This is a genomic window from Xenorhabdus siamensis (assembly GCF_037996745.1).
GTDB classification, from domain to species: domain Bacteria; phylum Pseudomonadota; class Gammaproteobacteria; order Enterobacterales; family Enterobacteriaceae; genus Xenorhabdus; species Xenorhabdus indica.
The window spans coordinates 274,702-294,922 of sequence record NZ_JBBMXE010000010.1 but is presented as its reverse complement, the minus strand read 5'-3'; the positions used below and the strand labels follow the sequence as shown (position 1 = coordinate 294,922).

Below are 20,221 nucleotides of genomic sequence, written 5' to 3'. Positions count from 1 at the left end.
TATTCCTCTTCCCGTTTGCCCGCTATTCCTTTGCCTGTTACTGCTTCTGCTGCATTTTTTTCTGCATTTCAGCCAGACGTTGACGACCATCAGCGATATTGCTCTGACTCATCTCGTTATTTTTCTGTCCTATGTTCATGGCTGATGACGATACGTTGTGATCATCCTGTTCACGCCCGCCGTTGATAAACTGAGCAAGCTGATGAATAGTGGCGTAATTCAGCAAATCAATGATGGACAGGCGGTTATAACCCAACGCATGCAGTTTCAGATGGACACGAGCCAAGAGCAGTGAATCGCCCCCCAGATCGAAAAAGTTTTCATCACAATCAGGGAATTCCATATCCAGAACGTCAGCCCAGACTTGCTGAATGGCCTGTACAGTCGGATCGGATGATAATTCCCATTGTGCGCTTTCTTCTTCCACAGCCTCCGTTGCAACAGCGTCTGCTTCTGTAGTCATGGCATCTGTGGGGGCAATAGTTGTAGTAGAATGAGTTGTAGTAGAAATAATCGTAGTTGTCGCAGTAAACGGAGCTCCGCCATTATTCAAGACATCATGGTGCGGTAGCCGCGCAATATCGATCTTGCCGTTGGCATTCAATGGCAGAGAAGACAGAGCCCTGAAATAGGCTGGGATCATGTAGCGTGGTAATCTTTCCGCCAGATAACTGCGCAATTCCATCGTATTCAGTGTTTGTCCGGCACTCAGAACAACATAAGCTGCGATCCGTTTGCCCCGGTTTTCCTCAATTACACGAACAACAGCACGTTCAACATCAGGATGTTTACACAACACGGCTTCAATTTCCCCGGTCTCCACCCGATAGCCTCTGATTTTGTTCTGGTTATCAATGCGTCCCAGATATTCAATATCACCATTAGGAAGATAACGCCCACGGTCTCCGGTTTTATATAACCGGGCGGAAAGGGATTTATCGAATGGATTTTCAATAAACAGGTCTTGATAAAGGCTCTCCTGATTCAGATATGTCATTGCCAGACCATCACCGCCAACGTACAACTCACCCGCAGTGCCGATAGGGACGGGTTGATGGAAAGTATCAAGAATATAGACCAGATTACCTTCATTCGGTTTGCCGATTGGTACACTGTTACCTTCTGTACCACGGTAACAATGGCTGGTGGTGAAAGTCGTATTTTCTGTCGGGCCGTAGCCATTGATCAGAAGCAGTTCAGGGTAGCGCTCCTTAATGCGAGCTGCATGCCATGATGACATCGCCTCCCCACCGGAAATAAGCTGTTTTACTGTTTGCAGTGTTTGTGGCCGCTCATCAACAATCAGATTAAACAATGAAGATGTCAGGAACAGACTTTCCACTCCCGACTCCTTAATGATTTTTTCCAACAGGAGTATAGAGATGGCGCCCTGCGGGTAGATCACTATAGAGCCACCATTCAGCAACGGCCCCCAGATTTCCCATGTTGAGGCATCAAAACTGACAGATGCCAATTGCAGGCAACGACCAAAGGTTTGGAAATCAATATAACTGACATCTTTGACCAGACGAATAATGCCTTTCTGCCCGATCAACACCCCTTTAGGTTTACCGGTGGAACCTGAGGTATACATGACATAGGCTGGTATATTGGCTTGGTTTTCCGCGTAATGGCTAAGATTATCCGGCAGATCAGTGATCGGCATCTGTGCCAGTGCAGACTGCTCTTCATCCAACCACAAAATGGGAGGAAGATGCGGTGCAATCGAAGGCAACAACCTGTCGGTTATCCGCCTGTCAATAATCAGCAGATCACATCGTGTATCTTCGATCTGCTCAATCAGACGGATATCTGGATCTTCGGTATTAAGTGGCAGATAAACCGCGCCGAGTTTTACCAGCGCCAGCATTGAAATAACTAACTCAATACTGCGTCCCAATAACAGAGCAACATACTGCCCCTGTTTTACCCCTTTTTGTGCCAGTAAATGGGCCAGTTGGTTGGATTGCTGATGTAGCTCCAGATAACTGAGTTGCCGCTCTCCGTATTCAACTGCGCATACTGAAGGAGTACGGGCTGTCTGTTCAGCAAACAATGCTGCCAGTGTTTCTTGCCCTTGATAGCCCGGTGCTCCCTGATTGAAACTTTCAATCTTCCGTTGTTGAATTATCGGCAGGAAGTGGCTGGCACAGTGCAATGCCTGCGGATCTGCCACCATAGCAGCAAATACAGCAGCATAGCATTCAGCCATGTTCGCCGCTAATCCGCGGCTGATTTTATTTTCGTCATAATCAAGCTGGACAGAGATTTGATCACTTGCCAAAGCAGACGAGAGAGTCAGATGCTGAAAATGTACATCTAATGTAAAGTGAGTGCCCTCATAAACATCCTGAGTATGCAGCCTGTCCACAACCTCTAACCCTACTTCCGGTACCATCTGGTCGTAAATATGGAAGTCAATGTAGTTAAACAAGACTTCATCCAATAACGGTTGCTGACCAAATTGACGCTGAATTTCCGCTAACGGATAACGACGATAAGGGATCGCTTCAATTTCGTTAGCAAAGACTTGTCGGATCAGTTCATGCCAGGAAACAGGGGCCAAAATCTGGCGGAACGGCAGGATATTAAGGAACAAACCATACAGGTGATCACCGCCCTGAGCTTCCGGGCGGCCATTGGCCGTGATCCCTGTCAGAATGTCATGCTCTCCGCTGAAAATACTCATCACTTTAATATGGCCGGTCAGCAGGATACTTTTCAGCGGCACGCTCAGTTGCTGCATCAGGTGGCGCAATCCCTGATAAACAGTACTATCCAGTATCAGCGAAAAGGATTTCAATTTCGGACTGATTGCAGATGCAGCAACATCATTAATTCCGTCTGTATGCTGCTTACGGGGCAGTTCAAGGATAGTGCAATCATCCAGTTTCTGAGCCCAATAATCTTTTTGTTTCTCATCAGCAATGGCAGCTTGTTCCAGTGCAATAAAGTCACGGTATTCCAGCGATTTTTTATCCGGTGCCTGCCAGTTGGCTTGTCCTGTTAACGTGGCGTAGCGATTGAACACTTCCACGATCATGGTGTTATAACTCCAGCCATCAAAGACCGGGTGACATTCGGTCATCGTAAACTGGAATGAGTTATCCGTACGTAATTGAATGAAGAAACGCAACAGTGTCGGATTCAGCAGATCAAATGGATTGACCCGTTCTGCTTCCAGTAACGCTTTTGCCCGTTCATCCTGCTCTTTTTCTGACAAATGACGCAAGTCTTCAACAACAATCGGCAATTCAGCAAACTGATAAACTAACTGAAGAGGTTCGCTGTAATTTTCCATATCAAACGCAGTGCGCAGTACATCATGAGCAGCCACGGTCTGGGCTGTCGCTTCCCTGAATGCCTGTTCATCAAATCGTCCATTCACGCGCAGATGGGAAGTTCCGGTACAGTGATACACATTAGCATCAGGAGACATGTTCATGTGATAGAACATACCCGCCTGCATCCGGCTGAGCGGATAGGCATCAATGATTTTTTCCCGCTTTTCCTCTAAACGCTGGCGATCTTTCTCTGATATCTGACTGAACGGAGCAATGCTTTGTCGCGGCTGTTGATGCGCTTTATTCGGTTGATTCGCCCCGCGTTCATCAATCAGGGCGGCCAGTTCTGCTATAGTCTGGTGCTGGAACAGATCCACCAGCGTCAAGGGCCAGCCACGATCCTGTGCTTTACCCGTCAATTGCACTCCACGCAGAGAGTCACCCCCTAAGGCAAAAAAGTTATCGTGAATACCAATCTGGGACACTGGCAATGTTTCCTGCCATAACATCAGCAGTGTTGTCTCGGTTTCATTGCGGGCTTCCTGATATTTACTGGCTAGCTGCGGCCGTACTTGCTGCGGTGCAGGGAGTGCCTTGCGATCAATCTTGCCATTACTGGTCAATGGCAGGGCATCAAGGAAAATAAAGGCCGATGGCAACATATAGTCCGGCAGAGTGTGTTTTAACTCAGCTCTTATTGTTTCTACTGATAACGTTTCAGCGGACGATATAGGGCTGGAGTGAGAAGCCGGTACGATATAAGCCACCAGATGAGAAGCCTGATTACCCTCATATTGGTGAGCCATCACGACAGCCTGTGCTATGGCATCAATACGTTTCAGGGCGGTTTCAATTTCGCCCAGTTCAATACGGAAGCCACGGATCTTCACCTGATGGTCGGCACGTCCGAGGTATTCCAGAGAACCATCGCGCCGTAAACGGGCCAAATCTCCACTCCGGTATAACCGCTGTCCGGCTTCCGCCTGTGGGAAAATCTGCCGTTTGTCGATAAAACGTTGTGCTGTGAGTTCAGGACGGTTCAGATAGCCCCGTGCCACACCCGCTCCCCCGACGTACATTTCTCCCACCGCGCCTAACAGGGATAATTTGCCCTGTTTATCCAGCAGGAAAATTTCCAGATCATCCAGCGCTTCACCAATCGGGCTTTTGCCGCCTTGCAAGGCATCAGCCTGCCTAATCCTGCGGTAGGTCACATGCACTGTGGTTTCGGTGATGCCGTACATGTTGATAATTTCAGGCTTTTCATCCCCGTGTTTTTTGAACCAGCCCAGTAAATTAGCCGGCTCCAGCGCTTCACCGCCCAAAATCACATAGCGCAGTGACAACGAAGGGGCTATTTCGTTCTTTTGTGCCTCACTCAATTGATCATCTGCCGTAATAAAGAGCAGGAAAGCAGACGGTGTCTGATTCAACACCGTGACTTTTTCTTGTTGCACCCATTGATAGAAGTGCTCCGGTGTACGGCTGACCCAATAAGGCACGATGCTCAGACGCCCACCGTACAATAGCGCCCCCCATATTTCCCATACGGAGAAGTCAAAAGCACAGGAGTGGAAGAGTGTCCAGACATCATTTTCTGTAAATGTAAAATGGCGTTCACTGGCGCTGAACAACCGCATGACATTGGCATGGGGTATTTCCACCCCTTTCGGTACACCGGTAGAACCTGAGGTATAAATGACATAAGCCAGTGCATCCGGCTGACAAGGCACATCCGGGTTAACCAGAGACATGGTCTGGATAAAGGTTTTTTCCGTGTCGATGCAGAGATAATCCACTTTTTCGTGGTCAAACAGGGGGCGATATTGAGGGATACCAATCACCAACTGAACCTTGGCATCTTCAACGTAGAAACGCACCCGTTCCGGCGCGTGGCTGCCGTCAATCGGCAAATAGGCTAATCCGGCTTTCAGTACAGCCAGAATAGCTACCAGCATCTCCTCATCACGCTCCAGGCAAAGACCAACCCGCGGTGTAAACTCTGTGGTTGCTTCTATTTGCCGCCTGATTTGCAGAATATAATGTGCCAGTTGGTTGGCACGCTGATTAAGCTGGTTATAAGTCAACATCCGTCCATGATCAGCACTCAGGGCAATCGCCTGTGGACGACGTAAGACCTGTTGTTCAAACGCCTGATGCAGAGTCTGTGTCACCGGATGATGACGCAGTTGACGCGGCCATTCATGCAGAAGCCAATGTTTTTCAGCCTCATTGATACACTGGTAATCAGTCAGCGCGGTTTGGGCATTCTGGGCAATTTCCTGCAACAGGAAGTGGAAATTCGCCTCAAACTGCCTGATAGTCGCTTCACTGAACAAATCACGGCTGTATTCCAATGCTCCCCGCAATTGTTCTGTGCCATCTGCCGTTGACACTTTTTCCATGGATAAGGTCAAATCGAATTTGGCGTGATCCCCTAATAACGTGAATGGCGTCGCTTTCATTCCCTCAAATTGCCATCCGGCAGAGTCAGAACCATCGAAAGCGAACATCACCTGGAATAACGGGGAGTAGCTCAGATCACGTTTGGGATTGATCGCTTCCACCAGTTGTTCAAAACTCACCTGTTGATGCGACAGGCCGTCAAGGACCGTATCAAAAACCTGCTGCTGCAATTCGGCAAACGTGGCGTGCGGCTCCAGTTCAATCCGGTAAGCCAATGTATTCACAAAGAAACCGACAACGCCTTCCAGTTCCAGTTGCCCGCGTCCTGAGACCGGAGAACCCACAACCAGATCCGTTTGGCCGCTATAACGGTAAAGTAACAGGTAAAACGCACTTAACAGGGTAGAGAATAGCGTCTTATTCTGTCGTTGTGCCTGTTGTGTCAAGGCCTGAGTCAATTCAGGGGATAAAGTGAAGCAGTGCGTTTTACCTCGCAGGCTCAAACGATTAGGACGTGGGTAATCAAAAGGCAGAGCGATGGGTTCAACACCGGACAGTTTTTCTTTCCACCATGTCAGCGATGTCTCAAATTCACTATTTTCATGCTGTTGGTGCTGCCATTCAGAGTAATCAATGTACTGAATGGGTAACGGCGGCAGTTCAGGGACATTGCCCTGCCGACGAGCGTTATAACAAGCAGTCAGTTCACGACTGATAATACCGGCAGACCAGCCATCAGAAATAATATGGTGTAATACCATCACCAGATAATGGCGATCTTCTCCATGTTCAGCGCCACAACGATACAAGGTAAAACGCAACAGAGGAGCCTGTTGTAAATTAAATGGCTGCTGGCTGTCCCGCTGTAAACGTTGCTTTTGCTGTTCTTCACTCAGCATAGACAAATCAACCGTCACCAGCGGTAAAGAAACCGATTCATGACAACGCTGATAAAGCGTGCCATCTTGATAAACAAAATCTGTACGGAAAGACTCGTGCCTGTCCACCATATCGCTGATAGCCTGCTGAAGTGCCGGTATCTCCAATTTTCCCTCAAGCAGCAGCGCAGTCGTGATGTGATAAATGGCCGATTGTTGTTCGAGTTGTTCATGCAACCACAAACGTTTTTGCGCTAGGGATGCTTTAAATTGAAATGTATTTTCCTGCATAAAACCTCCGGCAAAATACCCTTCACTTTGCAGATGTCGGGCATATTTCATTGTTATCGTTTCTTTATTTCCGTTCCCGTACGACACGTTTTATGGTGTTTTGAGGGCCTGTGCTATGAGCGATCGTGTTGTGACTAACACGATCTCCCCCGGCCATACGAGATTCCAGTAAATGAGCAAGCTGTTTAATTGTCTGGCACTGCAAAAATTCAGCCAGAGAGATCCTGACTGCCAGTTGCTGTTCAATACGGGCAGCAATGCGTAAGGCGTGCAATGAGTGCCCTCCCAAAGCAAAGAAATTCTGGTCACATCCTATCTGTTGTTGTTGCAGTACCTCACTCCAGATATCCCTGAGACGGCTTTCCAGCGGTGTTTGCGGGATATGTAAAACGCTGCCCTCCTGTTTTTTCTGCTGTAATTCTTTCTGCTGCCACTCAGATAAATATTCCGGCAAACGCGCCAACAAAGCCTGATAATCCATCTTGCCATTCGTGGTTTGAGGCATCTCATCCAACAGTACAATGGTGCTCGGCAGCATATGTGCGGGTAATTGTCTGCTGAGAAAATCAAGCAGTTGTCCTGACATTTGTTCTAAAAGTGACTCTGGAGATATCACATTGGCTTTCGCTGCTGATTTAAGGGATACACAAGCTATTAGCCGTATTTCGCTCTGTTTATCGGCATTAGCAAACCCGGAATAAGCAAGCACCGCACTTTGCTGCACATAGGGATGCTGCATAAGCTGAGACTCAATCTCTCCCGGTTCAATACGATAGCCGCGCAGTTTGATTTGTCGGTCACAGCGACCAAGATAGAGCAATTCACCATCCGGCAAGGCGCAGACTCGATCTCCTGTGCGATAAATCCGCACTTTTTCTTGTAGTATTTCTTCTTGTGGTATTTCCTCTTGTGACATGCCCTCTTGTGATACGTCCCCTTGTGGAATTGATATCGTGATGAATTTTTCTGCGGTTAATTCAGGGCGATTCCAATAACCTCTTGCCACACCCAAGCCACCGATATACAACTCTCCTGCCATGCCGAATGGGGTTGGGGACAAATCTTCATTAAGGACAAACAGGCGAGTATTAGCGATTGGCAAACCAATCGGCATCGTGCCCTGTAAGTCCTGATGCTTATCTGCACGATGAACACAACATCCGACAACCGTCTCTGTGGGGCCATATTCGTTGAACACGCCAATATCGGCTACATCAGTCAGCCATTCCTGTACGGTTTCACAACTCAGCGCATCTCCCCCGATGACTAATGAATGAACACGGGATTTCGCGGCAACATCCAGATATTCTCCCAAAATACCAAGATGGGCCGGCGTGATTTTCAGCAGATGACCGCCCTGCTTTTGTGGTAATGGTTGCCGTAATATCTCCGCCATTGAAGCAATATCCGCATCATCCCGTATCACGGTAATAGTGCCGCCATGCAACAGCGGCAGATAGAGACTGGTTAAGGTGGCATCAAAACTGACAGATGAATGGAACAGACTTTGGGTATTCTCAGTTACCTGATAACGCCAACAGGTATCGGTCAAATAGTTAATCAGACTGCGATGTTCAATCATGACGCCTTTCGGCATTCCTGTAGATCCAGAAGTGTAAATCAGATACACCAGTGCATTTTCATCATCAGCCACGGGAGGTAACGATTGTTGCGATAAAGCACATGTCGGAACAGGCTCTGGTTCCTGATCCAGTGCCAGTACAGCAATTTCAGGAATAAGAGATGCCGCCAACGCCTGATAGGTTAATACCAGACAACTTTGGCTGTCAGACAATAAATAGGTGACCCGCTCTGTGGGGTAAGAGATATCAATTGGCACATAACAAGCCCCCATTCTGCTGACTGCCAGCATGGCAGCGATATAATCCAGACTGCGTGGCAAATAGAGCGCAACTCTGTCACCCGCATGAATCTGACTGTGATACAGGCGGAGGCTGATCTGTTCAACCTGCTGCTCCAATTCCGCATAACTGACCTGCCGCTGTCCATCTATCACAGCGATCTGTTGGGAAGACTGTTGGGAGGAACGTTGTACCTGACGGGCAAACAAGCTATACACATTGCCCGCAAAAACCGGCAATACTGGCCCCTGCCATTGGGTCAGCAATTGCCGCTTTTCTCGCTCATCCAGCAATGCAATGTCTGTCAACACCCCCGTCATATTATTCATTAACTGGGTCAGAATGCGGATAAAGTGCCCTGCCAGACGGGCCACCGTAGTTGCATCATACAGACCCGTATCATAGACCAGCTCGCCATGCAGGCTGTCAGAGAAAGCCGTGACCAGTACCAATGGGTAATTTGTACTTTCCGTGGCCTGTGTAAATTTAAACAGGTTTTCCCGTGCGCCGGATTGCGGATAATTTTCAAACACCAGCAAGGTATCAAATGCCGGCAGAGCACACGTGGATTTCAGATCCGCCAGCGAGATATCACTGAATTTTTCATGTTCTCGCTGCTGCTGTTGAATGGCGCTCAGCCAATCGGCAACGGGTTGATTCATATGGCTGGTGATATGAATAGGCAATGTACTGATTAACAGTCCCACCATTTTATCGATGCCGGCTAATTCTGCCTGCCGGCCGGATACTGTCATGCCAAACAGACATGCATCCTGCTGGCTGTAACGTTGTAACAGTAATGCCCATGCCCCCTGAATCAGGGTGCTGATGGTTAAACGGTGACGACGTCCGGTTTCTGCCAATTGACCAGAAAGTTCTGTAGACAGACTAAATGAATGTCGTTGTTTCAACTGACTGGCTGTTCTGAGCGGATGAGCCGCAGGCAATGGTGTTACTGCATTGACATCAGTTAATTGCGCCTGCCAATAATCCTGACACGCTTTACGGCTTTGCTGTTGCCAGCGAATAAAGGATTTAAATGCCGGTGCAGGAGGCAAAATATCAGCCGGACGATAATAGAAAGATTCAACCGTTGTTAATAACAGTCTGACTGACCATCCATCAAGAATGGCATGATGATGGCTGAACAAAAGTTGTATTTGCTCATCCGGGAGTTGCAGCACGGTAATTCGGAATAACGCGCCATGTCCCGGTATAAACTCTTCCGCCAGATCTGCCGCCAGCAAGTTTTGGCGGTACTGTTCCGCATCAGATGGGTTATGCAGCCGTAGATCATGTTGCCGCCAATCCAGTTCCTGCTGAGGCATCACGATTTGCAGTGGTTCACCAGCAAGGCTCATTTCAAAATGGCTGCGCAGGATAGGATAGTAAGTCACCGCCTGCTGCCATGCCTGCTGTAGGCGGGTAATATCCACGCCATCAAACGTGTGCTTATGGAATAAAGTAAAACACAACTGTTCGTGATACAGCGCGCTGCCTTGTCCGGCCATAGAGTGGAACAGCATTCCTTCTTGGGTATAAGTCAGCGGATAAATATCTTCCATCACGCCATATCGTTGCTGCAATTGGCGCAGTGTTTCGACATTCAAACGGGCAAGCGGGAAATCAGACGGCGTGTAAGTGGTCTGAGTCTGAGCCATGCAATGTTCAGTCAGCCGGATAATCTGCTCTTTCATCGCCATTGCCAACTTATCAATGGTTTCATACTGATAACATTGGTGGTTATACGTCCACTCTATCTGTAATTGCCCCTCATCAATGTAGCAATCCACTTCCAGTGCATATGATCTTGAGTTATCCGCCGCATGACGATGCGCCAGTCCGATATCTGCAACGCCCTGTAATGGCGCCTGATGGAAGGTACGGGTAAATTGTCCGAGATAGTTGAAGCAGATATCTGCCGCAGGGATAACAGGCAATTGATTATTGGTGGATGTCTGGGTGTAGCGGGAATAGCGCAGCGCGCCATAACCTGTTCCGCTATAAGGCACCTGACGTACCGCTTCTTTAACCAACTGGAGCAGTTGATCAGGCGGACAAGATGCAGGTAGTGACAACAACAGAGGATAAATAACCGTAAACCAGCCGACTGTCCGGCTGACATCCACATTTTCATGCAGGCTTTCCCGTCCATGCCCTTCCATGTCCACATGCAGTAATTCAGAACCACTCCAGTGTTGCAGTGTTGCTGCCAGCGCTGCCAATAACAAATCACCAACATGGGTGCGGTAGGCGTGTCCGGTGTGCTGAACCAGATTTGTGGTGGCAGTAAGATCCAGTGCTAACCGGTATTTAGCCGACTCTTTAACTAAACCGGGGAAAGGTTTTTCTCCCCGATCACAGGGCAACGGAGCTACAGTTTGATTCAGTTTTTGCTGCCAGAAATGATATTCATCCTGTGACTGTTCAGATTGAGCATAATCCGCAAGGTGAGATGACCACTCAATCAAAGAGGCACTTTTTACCACCAGGCGTGGGTTTTCCCCTGCCAGTAATGTTCGATAGTAATAACTTAAATCTTCCGTAAAAATGCGCCACGAAACACCATCTATCACCAGATGATGAACGGCCAGCAACAGATAATTTCCTTCTGTGGTAATAAAATGGGTCGCGGTCAATAACGGGCCATGTTCAATATTCAATTGTGCCTGACGTTCAGCAACGGCCTGTACCAGAGCTTCCCTTGCCGGGTTTTCTGTGATCTGACATTGTTCTATCTGCCACTCTGTAACAGGTTCTCCTATCTGCCCATAATCCGGCCTATAACCATTTGCCAATGAGAAACGAGAGCGTAAGCCATCATGTTGATTGACCACCAGAACCAACGCCCGCGCTAAAAGTAATATGTCTGTTCCTTCCTCCAGCGCATACAGATAAGACTGGTTATAGTGGTGTGGATTAGTATGATGGTGTGCAAAAAACCAATGCTGAATTGGCAGTAAAGCGTATTCTCCCTGCACGGGTTGAGTGTTGTCCTCAGCGTTGCCAGCAATGTTATTTACCTGTGTCACCACAGCGGCTAATCCCGCAATAGTAGGATAGTCAAACAGCATTTTTGGTGTGATCCGCAGCCCAATCTCCCGTACTCTGAACACTATTTGCAGGCTGAGAATAGAATCTCCTCCCAGAACAAAGAAATCATCATCAATCCCCAGATTTTCCTGATCCAATACTTGTTGCCAGATTTTTGTCAGTTGTTTTTCCAGTGCCGTCACCGGCATCCGACGCACAGTTTGACGGGGTTGCTCAGTTAAAGGGATTTGTGCCAGAGCTTTACGATCAATTTTACCGTTAGCTGTGAGTGGTAATGTTTCCTGCAAGATCCATTGGGTAGGACGCATAGGTACTGGCAGTCGTTGACTCAGTTCCTGCCGCACATTTTCCAGATCTGCCACAGCAGGTGTGTTCATCACCAGATAGGCCACCAGATGCTGGCGTCCATAAATGTCCCGCACGCCCGCTGCCGCCTGAGCAACGCCCTGACAAGCTGCAAGCTGAGCTTCTACCTCTTCCAGTTCAATCCGGTAGCCATGCAGTTTAACTTGCTGGTCTTTACGGCCGAGGAACAGTAAATTTCCGTCTGGCAGATAACGCGCCAAGTCGCCAGTCCGATAGAGTTTTTCCTGTGATGACGGTTTTTCCTGTGACAACGGAGAGAAAGGATCGGTAATAAATCGGCTTTCAGTCAGATCAAGACGATTGAAATAGCCTAGACCCACTCCAACCCCACCAATGTACAGTTCACCAATTGAACCGAACGGCACCAGTTGCTGGTACTCATCCAACAGATACAGCCGGGTATTGGCTATCGGATGACCAATTGGCAGTACACCATCCCCTTTTACGTCTCCGGCCAGTATGTCGTAAATACAGCAGCCCACGGTGGCTTCCGTCGGGCCATATTCATTGATAATCCTGACCTGCGGTGCATGTTGCCGCCAGAAACGCAATGCGCTGGCAGAAAGACTTTCTCCGCCAATCACCAGCAGCGGTATCCGGCCTGCGTGTTCCGGTAATAATTGCTGGCTTAAGAGCTCCAGGTGAGCGGGAGTGATTTTCGCCATTGCCAGATCCGGCAATTGTTGCCATGCCTGCACCAGTGCCGGGATATCATCCTCTTCAGGCAAAATAAACAGGGTTTGCCCCTGTAATAACGGCAGGAACAGGCTGGTAATCGTCGCATCAAAGGAAATGGAGGCATGAAGAGTATTTCCCCGTTTAGTCAGATCACCATAATGTTCACAGGCATGTTGCAGATAGTTCCCCAGTCCCCGATGTGGAATGATGACCCCTTTCGGTCTGCCGGTAGAACCAGAGGTATAGAGGATATAAGCAGGCTGTTCTGGTGAAATCGCAATATCAGGATTGGGAATAGCAACCTGATTGTCTATTACTGGTTTGAAGGTAACTGATTTTGAGATAACTGGTTTTGAGGTAACTGGTTCTAAGGTAAACTGCTCCGGCGTCAACAGCATAAGATGATGTGATGGCAACGCTAATCTGGTGGCCTGTTCGTCAGTCGTAATCACCTGTGCCACTTGTGCATCTTCCAGCATAAAACGGGCACGTTCTGCCGGATAGGTACTATCAATTGGTACATATGCAGCACCGGTTTTCAATACCGCGAGAATCGCTACGACGAGCATGGCTGAACGTGGCAGGCAGATCCCGACCTGTGAACCCTGACCCATCCCCTGTGCCAGTAAATCATTCGCCAGCCGATTAGCGTGTTGGTTAAGCTGGTCATAGCTCAATGCTAACCCTGTTTCATATTGCTCACGCAGAGCAATCGCCCGTGGTGTTCTGCACACCTGCTGTTCGAACCATTGATGCACCACCGGGTACAACAGGGGTTGTACTGTGGCATTGAGATCGCTTAACTGCTGCTGTCGTTCTTGTGGTGACAACATTGCCAATTGATAGACAGGCTGGTCTGGCGCACGACACAGGCTATCCAACAAACGGGCATAATGTGTCACTAGTTGCGCCACAATTTCGGGTGCAAAACACGCCTCACGATATTCAATCGACAATAGCAGGCTATCCGCTGTTTCCTGTACAAACAGGGTTAAATCGAATTTGGCTTCTGGATTGTCTATTGACTGACTGTCTATAGCGTAATGACGAGCATCAGTACGAATATCAGTACGAAGTTGCTCATTGATCTGTTGCTGGTGCGCATTAAACACAAACATGATCTGAAACAGGGGAGAAAGCGAACGCTTCTCTGCTGGCAGAACAGCATCCACCACCTGTTCAAACGGAACGTCTTTGTTAGCCATTGCCTGATTCAGTGTCCGGGCACTATCAAGCAGAAATTCAGTAAACGGACGGCTGATATCGACATTCTGACGTACCGCTAAGGTATTCAGCAGAAGCCCGATAACCGATTGCAGTTCCGGTCTGTCACGCAGAGAAACAGGTACGCCAATAACGATATCTCCTGTTGCGTCACCTTCACTGCTGTAACGCTGTAACAAGATCTGGAAAGCCGCCAATAACAGGGTAAACAGTGTCGTATCCTGCTGTTGTGCTAACTGGCGCAGTGCTTTGGTCTGCTCAATGGACAGCGGCAGGCGATGGTAAGCTGCTTTCGATTCTTCAACCGGTGCATGATATTGCTGAGGTAATGTCACCACTGGCGGTAATTGCTGATATACCTGACGCCAATACGCTAATTGGCTATGCCAGACTTGTTGCGCTTCAGGACTGCGCTCCCATGCAGCGAATTGCAGGTAATCAGGCACAGGTGCCTGCTGGATGCCCTCTTCTGACAGATTATTTTCTTCTGGAAGACCATTCGCTTCTGACTGGTATAGCGACAGCAATTCATCATCAAGCTGTGCCAGTGCCTGTTCATCCACCAGAATATGGTGCAGACAGACAATCAGGGCACTTCCCTGCCGTGCATCCGATACCAGCAACAGGCGGTACAATGGTTGGCCAATTAGCTGGAACGGTGTTCGCATCATACCGGCGGCTCGCTGCTGTAACTGCTGCTGCCACTCTTGCTCATTCTGTACTTCAATAATCTCATGTGGGCAGTCCGGTGACTGCTCACTGTAATATTGCCGGGGCGTGGTTCCCTCCATCCGCAGACGCAGATTGAGTGATGGATAACGACGGAACAGCAAATTTACGCTTTTCTGTATCCGTTCAATCTCCACGTTATTGTCAGCCACATTACCGTCATTCTCCTTGCCAACAAGCGTTTTTATACTGGCAAAGGTTTTAATACTGGTTATGTGATAACGACAACTATCAGGATATAGTTGGTCAAGGAACCACATCCGTTGTTGAGCAAAGCTCAATGGTGCATCGTCGATCACAGACAGATTTAATGAACCCGTACTGACCGTTGAATCCACCCTCTCCGCCAACCGCATTGGCGTTCGGCAGATAAAAACATCGCTGACTTTGAAATGCAGCCCGAATTGGCTGGCAAGTATTGCTACCATTTTAGCCGCTAATAGCGAGTGTCCACCCGCGGCAAAAAATGAGGTATGACGGCCAATCGCCTGATGCCCCAATAAGGTCTGCCAGACCTGGATAATCGCCTGTTCTGTTTCATTCCGGGCTGGTTCAACAATGGCTTCGCCCGTCTGCCGCATCGGTGTGGGGAAGCGTTTTCTGTCCACTTTATTATTCGGTAATCGGGGGAATTCGTGCAGGAAAACGTAGCAGGAAGGGCGCATAAATTCCGGCAGAGATCCCCCAGATGTGACTCAATCTGTGATTGATCAAGTGTGGTATCAGGTTGGGTGAGTATATAGGCAACGATAGCGCTGGCATTCAGGTAATCTTCCCGTACCATCGCCACCGCATCAGAAATAGCGGGATGCTGACGCAAAGCACTCTCGATTTCTCCCAGTTCTACACGATAACCACGGATTTTTATTTGTTGATCAATACGTCCCAGATAGTCAATGTTGCCGTCTGCCCGGTAACGAGCCAGATCGCCGGTACGATAAAGGCGGGCATCAGGCAGGGAGCTGAACGGATCGGGGATAAAACTGCGTTCAGTCAGTTCTGGTCGGTGCAGATAGCCTGTAGCGACCCCAACACCGCCAATGCAAAGTTCACCCGCAACGCCAATCGGTAATGGTGCACCATACTCATCCAAAATCCAGACCTGAGAGTTGGGGATCGGACGACCAATGTGAACACGGTCATCGTCTATCGTCAACTCAGCATTGGTTGTACCGACCGTTGCTTCTGTCGGGCCATAGGAGTTAATAAAACGGCGGTTTTTGCCCCATTTATGCAGCAGATCCACACCACAGGCTTCCCCGGCGACTAACAGTACCTGCAAATCAGGTAACTCAGCTTCAGGCAGTGCGGCCAGCGCCGAAGCAGGCAATGTGACATGAGTAACACGTCGCGTAATAAGTTGTTCCAGCAGATCCGGGCCAGGCATGATGGCAAGACGGGGAGCCATTAATAATGTGCTGCCGGTACAGAACGCCATCAGAATTTCCCAGATGGAGGTATCAAAACTGAAAGAGGCAAATTGGAGGACCCGGCTGTTCGGTGGTACAGCCAGGAATTCAACTTCTGTTTCTGCCAGATTGCATACACTGTGGTGTCGGATAGGCACACCTTTCGGTTTTCCACTGGAGCCTGATGTATAGATGATATAGGCAGTATTTTCTGCCCGGACATCTACGCGTGGATTTTCCACACTGAATGCTGACAGTTGAGGCATCAAGGTCTCAAGGGAGAATAAAGGAAGGTTGCAATCCTGATAACGTGCCATAAATTGATCTTGTGTCACCAGCAGATGCAAACCGGCATCTTCAATCACATAACGACTGCGATCCAGCGGATAATCAGGATCAACCGGTACATAAACTCCACCGGCTTTCAGGATAGCCAGAAAACAGATCACCAGTTCCAGTGAGCGTTCGACACTTAATCCGACACAAACTTCTGGCCCTACCCCTTGTTGGATCAGAAAATAGGCCAATTGGTTGGCGCGCTGATCCAATTCAGCATAAGTCAGCGATTGCTGACCGAATTCAACCGCAATGGCTTCTGGTACATGCTGCACCTGTCGCTCGATAAGCTGGTGAATGCCCGTATTATCGCTGAATGGGCGTTCAGTCCGGTTCCACTCAGCCAGTTGTTGCTGCTGTGCAGGACTGAGCAAAGAAACCCGCCCGATGGCCTGTTGCGGTTGCTCGATCAATTGCGGCAGAAAATGGCAAAAGTTTTCCACCATGCGGGAAATCGTCTCTGGCAGAAAACGATCACTGGCATACTCAAATATTCCCTGTAATTCCCCTTCTTCACGCCACATCTCCAATGTCAGCTCATATTTGGCGACTTGCATATCCCACTGGCGTAATGGAGAAAGCTGCACAGCCCCCATTCGTTTACCGGTGACCGGTATATTCTGGTAGGTAAACAGAGTCTGGAACAGTGGGGAAAGCCCCGGTTGATGATTATCTTCCCCATTATTTTGTAATAAATTGCCTTTTAGCAGAGGGAGTAATTGGCTAAACGGCATATCCTGATGTGCAACGGCATCAATAAAGGTGGATTTAACTTGGGCCAGCAGTTGTTCGAATGATTGGCTGGTATCAACCTGATTACGCATCACCAATACGTTGAATAACAGACCAACCGGCTGTTGATCCTCACTGTAGTGACGGTTGGAAACGGGTGTACCCAACAGAATGTCGCTCTGACGTGAATAGCGCGCCAGAAATGCAATAAATCCGGCCTGTAAGATCAGATAAGGAGTGACACCATACTGATAGGCTAATGTATCAATCTGTTCATGAAATGCGGTGGGCAGGCTAAATGGCAAACGCCTTCCCTGATAACTGCGTATGGCAGGTGTCGGAAAGTCATAAGGTAATTGGATCAGCGGGAGTGTTCCTGCCAACTGACGCTGCCAGTATTGGCGGGCGGCTATGCCAGCAGCCCCATTGATCCGTTGATGCTGGAGGCGTGCATGTTCCCGTTGACCATAACGCGCGTGCCGGATCTCAAGTGTTTTCCCTGCTTGCAGCACGCTGTAATTTTCCAGCAACTCATCCCACAGCCGTTTCACTGATTCGTCATCCACAATTAAGTGGTGGAAGACCAGTACAATCAGTTGACTATGTGGCCGGAGTGTCAGCGCTGTCATGCGTAGCAATGGCGGCTCGGTTAATTCAAATGGCAAGGTCGCAAATTGGCTGATAATGTTTTCTGCCTGCGCTTGAGCCTGTGGGCCATACTGGCTCAGATCTTGCCAGATTACCTTTGCAGTAACCGGGCTGGCAGAAAGATGCTCTGCTACCTGCGCAATGATATCCCCTTTTTGCATCAGAAAACGGGTTCTCAATACGTCATAACGGGCGATCAAAGCGTCAAGGGATTGTTGTAGCCGCTGATGATCCAGTGCTCCCTGCCACTGGACAATATAGGCCATGTTGTAAATCGGGCTGGAAGAAGCGGTTTGTTGGATCAGGTAAATACCCTGCTGTTCATAGCTGGCAGTTATCTCATCCGCTATCCCCTCTGACAGCTCATCAACCCGCAATATCGCTGCACACTGGGCAAGCGTGGGTTGCTGGAACAGGTCACCAAAACGCAAACTCAGCCCCATTTTTTCCCGCACTTGTGCAATCATACGAATTGCCTGTAGGGAATCCCCTCCCAGTGCAAAAAAACTATCGTCACGCCCGACTTGTTTGATATGTAACAACGATTGCCAGATAGCTGCCAGTTTTGTTTCCCGTTCCCCCCGTGGGATAACAATATCCTGCCGGTTTTGGTATGTCTGGCGGACAACCGGTGCTTGCAGTGCCTTGCGGTCAATTTTGCCATTGGATAACAGCGGGAACAGTGACAAGAACTGATAATCAGCAGGGCGCATAGCAGCGGCCAGATGGGGCACCAGATAGGCATCTAATGTTTCTGCCGTTACTGTCATTTCCGGTGCCAGACGGATAAATGCCACCAGCCGCACACTATATGACGGTTTTTGTGACGGTTTTTGTGACGGTTTTTGTGACGGTTTCTGTGACTGTTCAAACGCCTGTACAATCGCTTGTTGTACCGCAGGATGTTGTTCAAGCAGGCTCTCTATCTCTGCCGTTTCAAGGCGCTGACCATTGATTTTGATCTGAAAGTCATTACGGCCAAGCAGGATCAAATCCCCCTGCTCATCAATACGTCCCAAATCACCTGTCCGGTAAACCGGCTGACCAGCCAGTGTCCCTTTTTCCGGTGTGATAAAACGTAAGTTATTTTCAGACTCGGCTGACAAGTAACCCGCACTCATAAAGGGAGTGCTGATCCACACTTCCCCTTCGGCACCAACCGGAACGGTTTCGCCTTGCTCATCAACAACGATGATGGTGGTATCGTCTATGGGTTTACCGGCAGGAATCAACGTACGTTGAACATCTTTTTCTGTGACACGATAGTAGACTCTCGCCAGTGTGGTTTCTGTCGTCCCATACAGGTTGATTAATTGGGTTTGTTGCAACTGACGCTGGTAAAATAGCTCTACCAGTGAGCCTTTCAGCATTTCACCCGACAAAACGGCATACCTCAAAGATTGCAGGTCGTTACTGGATTGCGGACACTCCAGCAAAACCTGAAACAAAGAGGGAATAAGGTGGGTAATACTGATCCGCTGTTCGCGCATCCAACTCAGTAATTCCTGCGGCGAATAACGGATATCGTGGGCAGGAGGAATACACAGTGTTGCCCCGTTAAGCAACGGTAACAACATATCACGCAGGAAGGGATCGAACATCTGATTTATCAATTGGCTGACTTTGTCAGCGGGCGTCAGATTCAGTTCACGGCTTTCCCAACGGATAAAATGCAATAAGCTGTCTTCACGCCCTAATATGGCTTTAGGTTGCCCGGTAGACCCCGATGTAAAGTAGACATATGCTGGTTTGTTATGTGTGCCGGCAGTGTTATCGACAGACAGTGAGTTCTCCGGCTCTCCCGCGAATAACGAAGGAATTGAACGGCTTTTCTGCACTTCATCAGCCAGCACCAGCGAATAATCTTCTGACAAATGCTCCAGCAGGGGCAACCATTGACGGCAAGTGATAATAGTTGCACCACGGAATTGTGCCAGTAATGTGGCAAGGCGTTGCTCCGGTAACTTAGGGGATAATGGAACAAACACTTTGCCGGCTTTCATAATGGCTAATGCTGCCGTTATTAGAGAAATACTCTCTTCCATCAATGTCATGACGTACTGACTTTCAGCCTGATGGTGCAATATATGACTAAGTCCAGTAACGCGCTCTGACAAGGTACGATAGGTCAAGCTTTCGTTTCCCTGTGTCACCGCGATATTTTCCGGGAAACGTACAACGATTTGCTCAAATTTGGTTGAAATCACCATTAGCCATCTTCCTTCAATAAAACACGATTACATGACAAAACAGCTTTGATACGTGACAAAACAGCCCCGGGCGTCATGCCAGAAAAGGCATATTCCCCAAATCCATTCTTTCAA

At 48.7% G+C, this 20,221-nt stretch carries 3 protein-coding genes; all 3 read right to left on the bottom strand.

Annotated elements, in window-relative coordinates:
* Window positions 1-37: 37 nt before the first annotated feature.
* The 3 genes from AAC852_RS11705 to AAC852_RS11695 are packed head-to-tail and all read right to left on the bottom strand — an operon-like array spanning window position 38 to window position 20,107.
* The gene (locus AAC852_RS11705) at window positions 38-6,910 is read right to left on the bottom strand and encodes an amino acid adenylation domain-containing protein (protein WP_340621177.1); all 6,873 of its coding nucleotides are present in this window, start codon (window positions 6,908-6,910) and stop codon (window positions 38-40) included.
* 13 nt (window positions 6,911-6,923) lie between these two features.
* Window positions 6,924-15,272, bottom strand: a complete 8,349-nt coding sequence (locus tag AAC852_RS11700) for an amino acid adenylation domain-containing protein (RefSeq protein ID WP_340621201.1) — start codon at window positions 15,270-15,272, stop codon at window positions 6,924-6,926.
* Entirely contained in the window at window positions 15,209-20,107 is a 4,899-nt protein-coding gene (locus AAC852_RS11695; protein WP_340621176.1) for an amino acid adenylation domain-containing protein, read from the bottom strand. Before AAC852_RS11695 ends, AAC852_RS11700 begins: the two co-directional genes overlap by 64 nt.
* Window positions 20,108-20,221: the final 114 nt, after the last annotated feature.